We start from the raw sequence: 13427 nt of genomic DNA, 5'->3' as shown, positions 1-13427 counted from the left end.
CCATCAAATCTAGGGGCAACTTAACTTCCCAAAGCCTTAGAAACCACCTCTTTCACATCTGGGGAGAGGGTTTCGCAAGCCGCAACCTGCTTTAGGGCTGCCAACATGTGATCTTGGTACGGCTTGGCAAATTGACGCCAACGATCCAATCCCCTAGCTAAACGAGCGGCAACTTGTGGGTTGATTGGGTTTAAGGCCAGCACAGATTCTGCCCAAAATGCATAACCACTGCCGTCCGCCTGATGAAAACTCGCGGGGTTATTCATACAAAAAGCATGAATGACGCTGCGAACTCGGTTGGGATTATTCATTTTGAAAGCTTCATGCTCACGCAAACGCTTGACTTCACTCAAGGTAGATTGAGCGTTAGCGACTGGCGGCCTGCTCGATTGCAATGCAAACCATTTATCAATCACTAAAGCATCGTCAGCAAACCGGGTATAAAAATCCTGCAAACAAGCTGCTGCTGATTTTGACCCATGAATTACTAAGCCAGCCAAAGCAGCGTATCGATCAGTCATGTTGTCAGCATTCTGATATTGATTGACCGCCATTGGCGCCCAGATCAGGGGATCCGCTTCGAGCAACATACTTAGCGCAAGATTCTTTAAACCACGTTTACCAGCACTTGCTGCATCAGGATTAAATGGTCCTGGCGTTTGCATCTGCTGATAGAGGGCAGCCCACTCGATGCGTAACTCACTGGCAATAACGTGGCGGAAAGCGCGACGTGCGTTATAAATCTGCTGAGGGTCAACACTCGCACACTGTTCATACAGATAAGTTTCGGCAGGTAAAGTCAGCGCCAGCTCTTTGAACGCAGGATCCAAGTCCGGATCAGTTAACAAAGTGCGATAAGCCTCAATCAGAACTTGATCCGGCAAGCGATTACCCAGAATCATTTGCATTGCCAGTTTCTGACCAGCTTCCCAGCGATTAAAGGCATCGTCATCACTCGAGAACATGGTGAGCAGATCATTCTCACTTTGATCAAAATCTAAATGAATCGGGGCAGAGAAATTCCGATTGATGGATAAGACTGGACGGCTCATCATCCGATCAAAAGTCCAAGTTTGCTGATCTTGAGTTAACTCCAATAAAGTCTCCACCTGATCATCTTCAGGCGTGAGTAGGCGCATCTTCAATGGAATATGGAAGAGCTTGCTATCTTTGTGCGCTGTATTTGCTGAAGAGCTTTGCGTCAAAGTCACTTGATATTGCTTTTTATTTGCATCGTAGGCTTCTTCCACCTTGACCTGAGGCGTGCCCGCCTGGCTATACCAGTTCTTAAATTGAGAAAGGTCGCGGCCATTAGCATCGGCCATAGCAGCCAAGAAATCATCACAAGTCACTGCTTGGCCATCGTGACGCTGGAAGTATAGGTCCATACCTTTACGGAAACCGTCAACACCCAATAGAGTTTGATACATACGAACAACTTCAGCGCCCTTCTCATACACCGTCACGGTGTAAAAATTATTGATCTCTTGATATTCGTCTGGACGAATTGGATGCGCCATCGGGCCCGCATCTTCAGAGAACTGTAGTTGGCGCAATAAACGCACATCCTCAATTCGCTTTACCGCCCTGCCAGACTCACTACCCATTTGATCGGCAGAAAATTCTTGATCGCGAAATACAGTCAGACCTTCTTTTAATGAAAGCTGAAACCAATCACGACAAGTTACACGATTACCAGTCCAGTTGTGGAAATACTCATGGGCAACGACACTTTCAATATTAGCAAAGTCAGCATCGGTTGCAGTCTCTGCTTGAGCTAGAACATACTTGGTATTAAAAACATTAAGACCCTTGTTCTCCATCGCGCCCATATTGAAATCACCTACAGCCACAATCATAAAGCGCTCGAGATCTAACTCAAGGCCATAGCGTTTCTCATCCCAGTGAATTGAGGCAATTAAAGAATCCATGGCATGACGAGTCTTTTTCAAATCATGTGGCTCAACCCAAATCTGCAATAACTTTTTTGCACCACTGCCTGTAGTGATTGCCTCTTCAATACATTCCAACTTGCCAGCAACCAAGGCAAACAGGTAGGAAGGTTTTGGGAATGGATCCTCCCAAACGGCGCTATGCCAGCCATTTGGTAATTTTTCAGCACTAATCAGATTACCATTTGATAGCAGCACTGGGCACTCCGCCTCGCGAGCACGAAGAGTTACTCGATAACGCGCCATGACATCTGGCCTATCGAGGAAGTAAGTAATCTTTCTAAATCCTTCAGCCTCGCACTGCGTAAAGAAATTTCCGTTGGAAACATATAGGCCCATCAGTGAGGTATTTTTCTCGGGCACACAGACGCAAATAATCTCAACGATGAAAGCTTGTTTACCCTCATTCGGTAAAGCATGAATAGTCAGTGTTTCTGGGCTAAGTTCAAACTGACGATGGGCTGCACCATTGATACGCAAGCTGACAAACTCCAGTTCGTGTCCTTGCAAAACTAAAGGTGCACCAACCTCATGACCAGGCCCAGGCAAAACCTCTAGACGACTCTTCACAATCGTCCTAGCAGGATCTAAGGCAATGTCTAACTCAACCTGTGAGAAGGTGTAATGAGGAGCACGGTATTCGAGCCTTCGAAAGCTCTGTGGTAGATCAGTTTTCATGGGGTAATTTTAAGCCCCATAGGAAAATTCGACCTAACCCCAAATCAGGGTAGCAATACCAATAGCGATGAAAGTTACGGCGGCTACTGCGTGTACCCACCTAATAGGCATGCGTTTGGTAAATTTCTGGCCAATCCAAACAGCCGGGGCATTAGCCAACATCATTCCCAAAGTAGTACCAACCGTTACCGAAAAGACATCGGAATATTTTGCGCCCAAGGCAATCGTGGCAATTTGGGTCTTATCCCCCATCTCTGCCAAGAAAAATAGTCCAACTGTCAGCATAAATACTTGAACGGCCCTATCCGCCACCTTTGATCCGGCCGCATCATCAATATGATCGGGCACTAAGAGCCAAAGGCCTATCCCCAAAAAACTCAGGCCCAAAATCCACTTAAGCAGATCTGGACTCATAAAAGTGGTAAGCCAATGTCCTAGTAAAGCTGCACAAGCATGATTAGCAATCGTTGCGAGGAGTATCCCGCCAATAATGGCGAGCGCCTGCTTTGGATAGCGCGCAGCCAACATTAATGAGAGTAATTGAGTTTTATCACCCATCTCAGCTAGGGCGACTACACCAGTAGAAAGTGCTAATGCAGATAAGTCCATTCATCCAATGATATAGGAAAGCTTGGGAGCAAGACTCCCAAGACATTCAAGCGAAGAACTATAGTCAAACTATTAAGCAGCCAACAACTCTTCCGCTAATACAAAATCTACTTTCTGCGCTATAGCAACTGGTTCAGATGTGAGCTTACCCCGGCAAATACTCAAACCATTACGTAGATGATGGTCATGTGATAGCGCATTTACCATGCCACGATTTGCCAAGGCCTCAATGAATGGGTAAGTTGCATTCGTCAAAGCAAAGGTAGAAGTTCTAGCAACTGCACCAGGCATATTTGCAACGCAATAGTGCAGCACTCCATCTACGGTAAAGGTTGGATCAGTATGTGTAGTGGCTTTAGAGGTCTCAAAACAACCACCTTGATCAATTGCCACATCTACCACTACTGCACCCGCCTTCATTTTTCGTACCATCTCGCGTGTTACCAACTTTGGTGCTGCGGCACCAGGTAACAATACGGCGCCAATAACCACGTCTGCTTCACAAACCTCAAGCTCTACCAAAAGAGGGTCGGCATAAAAAGTTCGCACGCGATTGCCATAGAGTATGTCAATCTGTCTTAAGCAGTCGATATTACGATCGAAGATACAGATATCTGCACCCATACCAACAGCCATTTGTAGCGCATTACGACCTACCACCCCCGCACCCAATATGACTACCTTTGCAGGCGCTACGCCAGGGACGCCTGCCATCAAAATTCCTAACCCTCCATTTGTTTTTTCTAGATGCGTAGCAGCCGCTTGTATGGACATCCGGCCCGCAACTTCACTCATGGGAGCCAAAAGCGGTAAAGCACCATTAAATGAAGTGACTGTTTCATAGGCAATACAACTGGCACCCGATGCGAGTAATGCTTTGGTCTGCTGTGGATCTGGCGCTAGATGTAAATAAGTAAAGAGAAGTTGATCTTCACGTAACATTGCACATTCTTGAGGCTGGGGCTCCTTCACCTTCACGACCATCTCCGCCTTCGCAAAAACTTCAGCAGCGCTATTGATTAAGGTAGCGCCAGCTAGGCGATAGGACTCATCGCTCAAGCCAATCTGCTCTCCTGCTCCACGTTGCACTAAGACAGAATGTCCCTGCTTACATAAGCCTCTGACATTACCCGGGGTCAAGCCAACACGAAATTCATTATTTTTTACTTCTTGAGGTACGCCAACAATCATTTATGTCTCCTTATTTGAATTCACGACTCAGTTTTGTTTTGCGATGTAACCCGACGATGTAGAACATAGCGAGATACACACCTAATAAGCACGGGCCTAAGACCAAGGCAATCCGCGCGTCCTCATGAAACCCCATCAACACGACTACTAGAGCAATAAATGCCAATGCGAACCATGAGGAATAGGGCCACCAAGGTGTGCGATACGCCAACTCAGCAGCCTGGACTTTAGTCAGTGAGCGACGAAACTGAATTTGCGTAATCAAAATCGCAATCCATACCATCAAACCTACAAAGGTCACTGCGGCCATAATGTATTGGAATGCTTTATCTGGAACAAAGTAGTTCAGCACTACGCCAGTCATACAAACCGCTACAGTAGCGATCACCGCACGATGTGGAACGCCATATCTTGACAGCTTGGCAAATGGCGCAGGTGCATACCCATTGACTGAGAGCGCATAGAGGAGTCGCCCACCACTAAAGATGCCAGCATTGCAAGATGACAAAGCAGCAGTAATCACTACGAAATTAATGATTCCCGCAGCTTCACGTAAACCAATGCGCTCAAACATCACCACGAATGGACTGCCTTGTTGGCCAACTTCATTCCAAGGAAAGATGGTGAGGATGACAAAAATTGCGCCCATATAAAAAATGAGGATGCGCCATGCCAAGGAATCGATTGCCATCGGAATAGTTTTTCGTGGATTCTCGGCTTCACCAGCAGATAAGCCAATCATCTCAATGCCAACATACGCAAACAGGACCATCTGCAAAGAGAGCAGCATCCCGCTGATACCATGAGGGAAGAAACCGCCGTGTTGCCATAGGTTAGCAAGGCCAACAGGATTCCAGTCATTAGTAAAGCCAAAGAAAATGACTGAGCAGCCTAATGCAATCATGGCAACAATAGCGACCACTTTGATAAGAGCAAACCAAAATTCAAACTCACCAAACACTTTGACAGCAATGAGGTTAATCAGGCCCATCATCAAAATGGAAGATAAAGCCCAAATCCACTGGGGTGTCTCGGGAAACCAAATCCCCATATAAATACCAACCGCAGTGACTTCGGCTATTCCGACAACAATCCAATAAGTCCAGTAGCCCCACCCGACCATATAGCCCGCAAGTGGTCCTACGTAAGTATTGGCATAAGCCGCAAATGAACCTGCGACTGGTTCATGAACTGCCATCTCACCCAAGGTGCGAAGCACGATGAAGGCCACGATGCCAGCCAGAAGATACCCCAATAAGATTGAAGGTCCTGCAATTTGAATCGCACTTGCCGAGCCTAGAAATAATCCAACGCCAATAGTGGACCCCAAAGCCATAAGGCGAATATGCCGCACTTTGAGGTGGCGCTGTAAACCAGTTTGTTCAGTCTGCAAAAGAGACCTCCTTTCGATTTGTCTTTGGTAAATCACCAACGAGGCAAAGTCTAGGGAGGACTGCGCATCTACACTAGGGGATGAAAATGCGTAAAGTACTTAAACTAATAAATATGTTGTGTCATAAATAAGCCCTCTCCATGCGAGCGAGCTCAATGGGAAATTAATAAATTTGGGATGACAGCAGAATCCGTAATTTCCTACAGGGATTCCCCTTAAGGATTTATCGATGGATTTGAAAAAAAATTGCTTACTGGGTAGCAATCAGATTTAAAACTTCAGCAGCAGCGGCTAAACCACAAGCTGCCGTGACCATCACGGTAGAACCATAACCAGAGCAAGCAAGGCCGCCACTAGAAGCTCCCGCGCGCGGCTCATGAGAGTAAATTGCGCGAATACCTATTTTTCTTTTTAAATTTCTAGAAAAGCCATGATCTTGTCTGAGGCCTTGACGCACCTTTGCCAACAAGGCATCTTGCTCAGTTCGCGAAAGGTCATCGCAGCGCACAGAAGTAGGGTCTGACTTTCCACCAGCTGCACCACACATGACTAGAGCGCGCTCATTTTTATTTGCCCACACGGCCAAAGCAATCTTAGTCTGCACCGAATCAGTTGCATCTAAAACAATCGCATTTTCTGGAATCAAAATATCTAGATTTTCTGGCTCCAAAAATACATCATGGGTGGTGAGCATAATCTCAGGATTAATTTGGCGAATGCGATCAGTCATGGCCTGTACTTTTGCCTTACCGTACTCACCCTCTAGAGCATGTAGTTGTCGATTAGTATTGCTTTCGGCAATGTGATCAAAATCGATCAGGACGAGATGCCCGATAGCAGTGCGAGCCAATGCCTCAGCAGCCCACGATCCCACTCCACCTAATCCCGCCACTACCACTGTCGCCTGTCGAAAACGCTCACGCAGCTCTGGGCCATATAGACGAGCTACACCCCCAAAACGACGATCTCCCAAACTGTCCTCTATCTTGTCTTCTGCCATAGACTCTCTTTATACTGAAAAAATGGACTCCATTGCTCAACTCCGCAAAAACTACACCTTCGGCCAACTTTCAGAGGCTGAGGTTTCACCAAATCCATTGGACTTATTTCAGGTTTGGTTTGATCAGGCTATCAAAGCGGAATGTCCCGAACCTAACTCCATGACCTTGGCAACGGCAGATGCAGCGGGTAATCCATCAGCCCGTATTGTCTTACTAAAAGGTGCGGATAGTACTGGTTTCACCTTCTTTACCAATTACGAAAGCCAAAAAGGTAAAGAGCTGGCTGCTCGCCCACATGCTGCCTTGTTATTTCATTGGCACGAGCTAGAGCGCCAGGTTCGCATCAAAGGGGCTGTTGAGCGTGTTAGCCCTGCTGAGAGCGATGCATACTTTCACTCCCGTCCAGCCGCCTCGAGAATTGGCGCCTGGGCTTCGCCACAAAGCTCTGAAATTCCCAATCGCGAATTTCTTGAGGAAGCGGAAAAGCGCTTCGCAGCAGACTTTGGCAATCAGCCTCCACGCCCAGTACACTGGGGCGGATATCGCCTACACCCCACGGAGATTGAGTTCTGGCAAGGCCGTCCTTCACGCCTACATGACCGCATTCACTATCAACTTGATGGCGCTCAATGGCGCATCACTCGCTTAGCTCCTTGAAACCTTGAGCTGCGCTTGATCAAGCTGCTCTAGCGAAACGCTGGTGCTATCAGGGATTGAAACTTTGCTCTGAATTTGGCTAATTTAGGAGCAACGACTGCCATGCAGTAGCCCTGCCCTGGATGCTGACGAAAATAATTCTGATGATATTCCTCAGCCGGATAAATAACGGGTGCTACATCAATTTGAGTCACTACTGGATTGGAATATATTTTCGCACTCTCTAGCTCCATAACCACTTCATGAGCAGTTGTGCTTTGGGTATCGCTGTGAGTAAAAATCACAGAGCGGTATTGAGTACCGCGGTCGTTACCCTGATAGTTCAAAGTAGTTGGATCATGAATAACAAAGAAGATCTCCAATAAATCACGATAAGACACTATCGCCGGATCAAAGTAAATATCAACGATTTCAGCATGACCTGTTTGGCCAGAGCAAATAGATTCATAGTCTGGATTTGGCATGGCCCCTCCAGCATATCCTGAGACCACAGTACTCACGCCGGAGATTTGCTGATAAACCGCTTCTAGGCACCAGAAGCAGCCACCTCCCAAAGTAGCGCGTTCAAGGGAGATCTTGTTTTTGAGGGTAGTTTCGTTCATGGCTTTATCCTAATGCCTTATTCAATCGTTTGCTTGCCCCCCATATAACCCTATGTCGATCAATCGCTTCACACTCCAATTAGACGAAATCAAGGCAGCGTATGCCTCAGAACCCAACCCCACGCTTCAGGTTCGCCTTGAGCGGATTGGACGTATTGAGCGGATGATTGCCGCCAATGAAGAAAAAATCTGCAAAGTCTTGGCTGCGGATTTTGGCAATCGTCACCCTATTGAGAGCCGTCTACTTGAGTTTCAAATGATTTATCAGGCATGCAAATATGTTCGTAAGCACCTCAAAGAGTGGATGAAACCTCAGCTAGTGCCGACGCCAGGATTCTTGGGCTCATCCCATGCTTGGACTCAAATGCAATCCATGGGAGTCGTGGGCATCATGAGCCCCTGGAATTACCCGGTACAACTCGCACTTGTTCCAGCCATTGCAGCCTTTGCAGCAGGTAACCGTGTTTGGCTAAAACCCTCGGATAGAAGTTCACGCACCTCTGGATTCTTGGCAACCTTGATTCAAGAATATTTTCACCCGATTGAATTTTGCGTCAGCGTTGGCGGTACTGAAGTTGCAGAATCTTTTGCCGCACTCCCTTTTGATCACCTATTTTTTACGGGCTCAGGAGATATTGGTAAAAAGGTTATGCGCGCTGCAGCAGAGCATCTAACTCCGATTACTTTAGAGTTGGGTGGCAAGTCTCCAGCAATTGTCGACCCCTCAGCCAAGCTCAAAGAGGCGGCCGCTAGCATTATTTATGGCAAGTTGGTTAATGGTGGGCAAACTTGCATTGCTCCTGATTACGCTGTAATTCGCGCAAGTGATTGCAATGCATTTATTCAAGAGTTGCAGATTGCAGCGCAAAATCAATTCTCCAACCCAGAAGAATTCACTGGCGCGATTGATGAGCATCAGCTAGCACGCTGGCAAAAACTAGTTCAAGACGCAATAGATCATGGTGCACAAGCAATTCCGCTTATTTCACCTACCGACAATACTAGACTGCCATTTATTCCAGTAGCACTCTTAAATGTTTCTGAGGATGCGCTGATTATGCAAGAAGAAGTATTTGGTCCTATTCTGCCAATCGTGACAATTAACGATGTAGATTCAATAATCCGTTATGTCAATGAGCGTCCAATGCCATTAGCCATGTACTGGTTTGGTAAAAATAAAGCGGTAATGAATCGTATTCTGAATGAAACGCGCTCTGGTGGCGTAACAATCAACGACACCCTTCTGCATGCAGCTGTGGAAGATTTACCATTTGGTGGCATCGGCCCAAGCGGTATGGGCGCCTATCACGGCAAAACAGGTTTTGAGTTGTTTAGCCATCGCAAATCTGTTTTAGAGGTTCGAGGTTTCTTTGGTCTTCATTTTTTACGTGGCACTCAATTAGCAAGACCACCCTACGGTAAGGGTGTTGAGCGCCTATTGCGTTGGCTTAAATGATTGCTGATCAGGATTTGTCAATAGAGTAGTAGCTTGCCAGCAAAGCCAATTAGCAGACTCCCAACTAGAAACCAAAGAGCTGCGGCGTGATGAGGGTGCCGATTAAAAAAGCCCAGAAAAAATTGCCCAGCACAGATGAGGCTCATCAAGTAGGTCATGCTCACTATTTGCAATACCAGGGCTAGGTATAAAAAGGTATGCACTGGATGCGCATACTCCGGTTGAATAAACTGCGCAAAGAATGAGACGAAGAAAAAGATTGCCTTAGGATTGGTTAAAGATAAAGTCAGTGCAGCAATTGCTGGATGCAGGGTATTTAAGTAATGAGTCCGACCATCTCCTGATACCAGCACTTGAGTGCCGTGCCAACGCGCCAGACCACTCCGAATAAAGCCATACCCCATCCATGCTAAATAAGCGGCACCAAGCATACGCAAGATCTTGAATGTGGATGGCGATGAGTTCAGTAAAGTTGCAGCGCCTAAGGCGATGCCGATCATCAAGATAGCGTCGCCAATAAAAATGCCCACCGATGCCCACGCACCAGCGCGCCATCCCTTAACCGAAGCAATCGCCAACACATACAGGGAATTTGGGCCGGGAAATAAGATCGTCAAAATAACACCCACAAGGTATGCAGGAAAATCATTAATGCCCACACTTGAGGACGTAATAAACCAATTCATCACCTAATCATAATTAAATTCGGGAAAACCCTTGTAATGGGCTACTTAAAATGTCATAATTAATGGCTTTTTAAAGCAATTTGATTCATCGCCCCCCAGCTATATTTCAGCGCATCGTTTAGAAGTCATAAACACCGAATTTACAAAACGCGCTGCCGCCTGTCTGATGGTCGATGCCTTTGACCATCACACTCAATAAAAAACAGAGAGTGTATACACGGAGACATCCCATTAATGGGATGTGTAATAGCATGACTTTTTCTAAAGAAACTAATCCTACTGGAACAGAGTTCCAGAATTTCGCCCTCGCGGCGCCACTCCTTAAAAACGTTGCTGAATTGGGTTACACCCAAGCTACTGAAGTGCAAGCTCAGGTTATTCCTGCTGCGCTTGCTGGTGGTGACTTATTGGTCAGCAGCCAAACTGGTAGCGGTAAAACTGCAGCCTTCTTATTGCCTTTAATTAATCAACTCATCGAAGACAACCCAAGCGGCTCACCTGTACCAGGCCGTGCACAGCCAAAAGTACTAGTGCTCTGCCCTACTCGTGAATTAGCTCAACAAGTTGCCGCTGATGCAGTGAACTTAGTTCGCGGCATGAAAGGCATCCGCATTGCTACTGTTATGGGCGGTATGCCTTACGGCAAGCAAATCCAAGCGCTTAAAGGTGCATTGTTAGTTGTTGCAACTCCTGGTCGTTTACTCGATCTGACCGATAGCAAAGCAATTCGCCTAGATGATGTAAAACAACTTGTGATCGATGAAGCTGATCGTATGCTCGATATGGGCTTTGCAGATGACCTCGAGGCAATTGATAAGCGTTGCGCTAGTCGGACTCAAACTTTGATGTTCTCTGCAACTTTTGCGCCAAAGATTATGTCTTTAGCTAATGAGCTGACTACTAACGCGAAGCGTATTGAGTTAGCCCATGCTGGCGAGAAGCACGCCAACATTGAACAGAAGCTGCACTGGGCTGACAGCATGTCACACAAGCATAAATTGCTCGAGCACATTTTGGCTGACGCCTCTTTGGATCAAGCGGTAGTGTTTGCAAGCACTCAAATTGAAAGTGAAAAAATTGCTGACACTTTACGTGCTAACGGTTACGAAGCTAGCGCCTTACACGGTGCGATGCCTCAGGCAGTACGTATGCGTCGTCTTGAGTCACTACGCAAAGGTCATACCAAGATTTTGGTTGCAACTGACGTAGCAGCTCGCGGCATCGATGTACCACGTATTAGTCACGTGATTAACTTTGGTTTACCAATGAAACCAGAGGACTATACGCATCGCATCGGTCGTACAGGACGCGCTGGTCGTAATGGTGTTGCTATCACTTTGGTTGAACATCGTGATCGCGCCAAAATTCGCAATATCGAACGCTTTACACAGCAAGACATCGTTGCCTCAGTGATTGCTGGCCTCGAGCCACAAGCCAAGCCTAGCTTTGGTGGTGGCGGTGGTCGTCCAGGTGGCGGTCGTTCCGGTGGTGGCTTTGGCGGCGGAAATCGCTCTGGTGGCGGTGGCGGTCGTTATGGTTCTGGTGCTCGCTCAGAGTCTCGTTCTGGTGGTGGAGGCGGTGGTAATCGCTCAGGCAATCATTTTGAATCTCGTTCTGGCGACTCACGTCCATCGGGTGATTCACGTCCTGCTGGCGCTAATCGTTTTGCTGATTCACGCCCTGCGCGCTCTGGCGACTCACGCCCTGCTGGCGGTAACCGCTCTGGTGACTCACGTCCGTCTGCTGGTCCACGTTTTGCTAAACCCAAAACTGGCGGTCAACGTAGAAGCTTTAGCGGTAACTAAAAATGGTTCGCCGTCGCCGTCTCCGTTCTGCATGGAATCGAGTCGATTCCGGTGAATTGCATCAAGCGCCACGCCAGTGGCAGTCTTGGCTCAGCGATACTGGTTCTTTAACCCAAAAAATTGAACGTGCAATCGGACATAAACTAGAGGTAGTAGTTTTGCGTGATTGCCGCCAAAACCTGAATAGCGACGAGAGTCGCTATTTCCATTTCAAGATCAAACGTTGTCGTATCAGAGAAGTACTGCTTTGCACTCATGGTATTCCGCTGGTGATGGCACACAGCATTATTCCCAGCACCAGCTCGAGTGGCAGTAATCATGAGGTTCTGCGCTTAGGAAAGAAACCATTAGGTGCAGTGCTTTTTGCTAAAACGCGGATGCGCTCCCAAAAGAAACCGCCCCGAGAGATTGCTCGCCTTGATAAGCAAAGTGCACTGTGGAAAAAATGTTTTCAGCAATATTCAGGGTTGCCACAGGTCAACTGGGCAAGACGTACGCTATATCAACTGAAAGGACGCCCACTCTTGGTGAGTGAAGTTTTTCTGCCGGCCCTACTTAACTATCCCGCTCATTAAATAGATAGCCAAGCTTGCGCTGCGGCAATCAAAGCCTCATCTCCAGGTTCACAAGTAATCACTTCACCAAAACCAATGCGCTCTGCCGCATCGGTAATATTATGATGCGGACAAATGGCTGTGGCGAGATCAAGCGGCAGTTTTGCCCCACCCAAATGTCTTACCGCCTCCGATGAAGTTAGGAGCCAAAGCGATTTAGCAAAATCTATCTCATGAATTTCGTTCCAAGCGGAGCTCTTGAGATCCAAAGGAACGCGGGCATAGACTGAGAATGCTTCAACTTGAGCACCAGCATTTTTTAGAGTGTCAGCGAGCCAATCGCGCCCGCCCTCACCTTTAAAGATGATCACTTTTTTAGTAGACCAATTCCAGCGTAGATTCTGTAATTCGGTCCACAAGCCCTCAGAATCCCACTGCGCATTATTCTGAGGAAGAATGATTTGAGTGTGGTTACCCTCAACACCAACACCATGATTTTTGAGAGCCAACATACTGCTACCACCCATAACCCCAATTGGCACAGGTTTGCTCGATAACTCTTGCCAAGAACACTCTAATAAACGCATCGTACATTCAATGGCATTCGGACTAACAAAGATGGCTAAGTCTGCAGTCTTTAGCGCTGCAGTAATCTGCTTCACCAAAACACCATCACCCTTTGGGGCAATAGTAAGTAAGGGTAAAGCAATAATCTTGGGGGTAGATTCGGGGGTAAAACCACTATTGCGCAAGCTCACCAAAAGCGCTTCTGACAACTGACGCGCCTGTCCACTGGGGCGGGTAATGACAATGGTCTTATTACTCATCCGCAACTTGTTTAAT

The 13427-nt window shown here is 47.1% G+C and carries 12 protein-coding genes; 4 read left to right on the top strand and 8 right to left on the bottom strand.

The window, feature by feature from the left end; translation table 11 throughout:
* Positions 1–20: 20 nt before the first annotated feature.
* The 5 genes from pepN to ICV89_RS03000 all read right to left on the bottom strand — a co-directional run bounded on the left by pepN (position 21) and on the right by ICV89_RS03000 (position 6823).
* The gene (gene pepN, locus ICV89_RS03020) at positions 21–2630 is read right to left on the bottom strand and encodes an aminopeptidase N (RefSeq protein WP_215309570.1); all 2610 of its coding nucleotides are present in this window, start codon (positions 2628–2630) and stop codon (positions 21–23) included.
* Positions 2631–2663: 33 nt separating this feature from the next.
* Positions 2664–3239 (bottom strand): TMEM165/GDT1 family protein, encoded by a 576-nt coding sequence (locus ICV89_RS03015; protein WP_215309568.1) that lies wholly within the window; start codon positions 3237–3239, stop codon positions 2664–2666.
* A gap of 72 nt (positions 3240–3311) precedes the next feature.
* Complete coding sequence (gene ald, locus ICV89_RS03010) at positions 3312–4430, bottom strand: alanine dehydrogenase (RefSeq protein ID WP_215309566.1); 1119 nt, start codon at positions 4428–4430, stop codon at positions 3312–3314.
* Between the two features lie 10 nt (positions 4431–4440).
* A complete protein-coding gene (locus ICV89_RS03005) occupies positions 4441–5766 on the bottom strand; it encodes an amino acid permease (protein WP_305848971.1) in 1326 nt (441 codons plus the stop codon).
* Positions 5767–6073: 307 nt separating this feature from the next.
* The gene (locus tag ICV89_RS03000) at positions 6074–6823 is read right to left on the bottom strand and encodes a ThiF family adenylyltransferase (protein WP_215309562.1); all 750 of its coding nucleotides are present in this window, start codon (positions 6821–6823) and stop codon (positions 6074–6076) included.
* Positions 6824–6845: 22 nt separating this feature from the next.
* Here ICV89_RS03000 and pdxH point away from each other — a divergent pair, with 22 nt between their 5' ends.
* Positions 6846–7481 (top strand): pyridoxamine 5'-phosphate oxidase, encoded by a 636-nt coding sequence (gene pdxH, locus ICV89_RS02995; RefSeq protein ID WP_215309560.1) that lies wholly within the window; start codon positions 6846–6848, stop codon positions 7479–7481.
* A 29-nt stretch (positions 7482–7510) separates the two neighbouring features.
* Here pdxH and msrA read toward each other — a convergent pair whose 3' ends face one another.
* Positions 7511–8083, bottom strand: coding sequence for a peptide-methionine (S)-S-oxide reductase MsrA (msrA, locus tag ICV89_RS02990; RefSeq protein WP_215309558.1), 573 nt, complete (start codon positions 8081–8083; stop codon positions 7511–7513).
* 52 nt (positions 8084–8135) lie between these two features.
* Here msrA and ICV89_RS02985 point away from each other — a divergent pair, with 52 nt between their 5' ends.
* Positions 8136–9539 (top strand): aldehyde dehydrogenase family protein, encoded by a 1404-nt coding sequence (locus ICV89_RS02985; RefSeq protein WP_251370896.1) that lies wholly within the window; start codon positions 8136–8138, stop codon positions 9537–9539.
* Between the two features lie 17 nt (positions 9540–9556).
* Here ICV89_RS02985 and leuE read toward each other — a convergent pair whose 3' ends face one another.
* Complete coding sequence (gene leuE / locus ICV89_RS02980; RefSeq protein WP_215309556.1) at positions 9557–10225, bottom strand: leucine efflux protein LeuE; 669 nt, start codon at positions 10223–10225, stop codon at positions 9557–9559.
* Between the two features lie 251 nt (positions 10226–10476).
* Here leuE and ICV89_RS02975 point away from each other — a divergent pair, with 251 nt between their 5' ends.
* Entirely contained in the window at positions 10477–12030 is a 1554-nt protein-coding gene (locus ICV89_RS02975) for a DEAD/DEAH box helicase (RefSeq protein ID WP_215309554.1), read from the top strand.
* A 2-nt stretch (positions 12031–12032) separates the two neighbouring features.
* Entirely contained in the window at positions 12033–12605 is a 573-nt protein-coding gene (locus ICV89_RS02970) for a chorismate lyase (protein ID WP_215309553.1), read from the top strand.
* On the opposite strand, the gene ICV89_RS02965 is transcribed toward ICV89_RS02970, so the two are convergent.
* Positions 12602–13411, bottom strand: a complete 810-nt coding sequence (locus tag ICV89_RS02965) for a uroporphyrinogen-III synthase (protein WP_215309551.1) — start codon at positions 13409–13411, stop codon at positions 12602–12604. The two genes, ICV89_RS02970 and ICV89_RS02965, sit on opposite strands and share 4 nt — an antisense overlap.
* Positions 13412–13427: the final 16 nt, after the last annotated feature.

Origin of the sequence: Polynucleobacter sp. Adler-ghost (genome assembly GCF_018688495.1) — a bacterium.
GTDB lineage: Bacteria > Pseudomonadota > Gammaproteobacteria > Burkholderiales > Burkholderiaceae > Polynucleobacter.
This window is presented reverse-complemented; position numbering and strand designations above follow the sequence as displayed.

Excerpts from the sequence above, each read along its gene's own strand:
- pepN (WP_215309570.1), bottom strand. The coding sequence starts at position 2,630 with ATGAAAACTGATCTACCACAGAGCTTTCGAAGGCTCGAATACCGTGCT.
- ICV89_RS03015 (WP_215309568.1), bottom strand. The coding sequence starts at position 3,239 with ATGGACTTATCTGCATTAGCACTTTCTACTGGTGTAGTCGCCCTAGCT.
- ald (WP_215309566.1), bottom strand. The coding sequence starts at position 4,430 with ATGATTGTTGGCGTACCTCAAGAAGTAAAAAATAATGAATTTCGTGTT.
- ICV89_RS03005 (WP_305848971.1), bottom strand. The coding sequence starts at position 5,766 with ATGGCTTTGGGGTCCACTATTGGCGTTGGATTATTTCTAGGCTCGGCA.
- ICV89_RS03000 (WP_215309562.1), bottom strand. The coding sequence starts at position 6,823 with ATGGCAGAAGACAAGATAGAGGACAGTTTGGGAGATCGTCGTTTTGGG.
- pdxH (WP_215309560.1), top strand. The coding sequence starts at position 6,846 with ATGGACTCCATTGCTCAACTCCGCAAAAACTACACCTTCGGCCAACTT.
- msrA (WP_215309558.1), bottom strand. The coding sequence starts at position 8,083 with ATGAACGAAACTACCCTCAAAAACAAGATCTCCCTTGAACGCGCTACT.
- ICV89_RS02985 (WP_251370896.1), top strand. The coding sequence starts at position 8,136 with ATGTCGATCAATCGCTTCACACTCCAATTAGACGAAATCAAGGCAGCG.
- leuE (WP_215309556.1), bottom strand. The coding sequence starts at position 10,225 with ATGAATTGGTTTATTACGTCCTCAAGTGTGGGCATTAATGATTTTCCT.
- ICV89_RS02975 (WP_215309554.1), top strand. The coding sequence starts at position 10,477 with ATGACTTTTTCTAAAGAAACTAATCCTACTGGAACAGAGTTCCAGAAT.
- ICV89_RS02970 (WP_215309553.1), top strand. The coding sequence starts at position 12,033 with ATGGTTCGCCGTCGCCGTCTCCGTTCTGCATGGAATCGAGTCGATTCC.
- ICV89_RS02965 (WP_215309551.1), bottom strand. The coding sequence starts at position 13,411 with ATGAGTAATAAGACCATTGTCATTACCCGCCCCAGTGGACAGGCGCGT.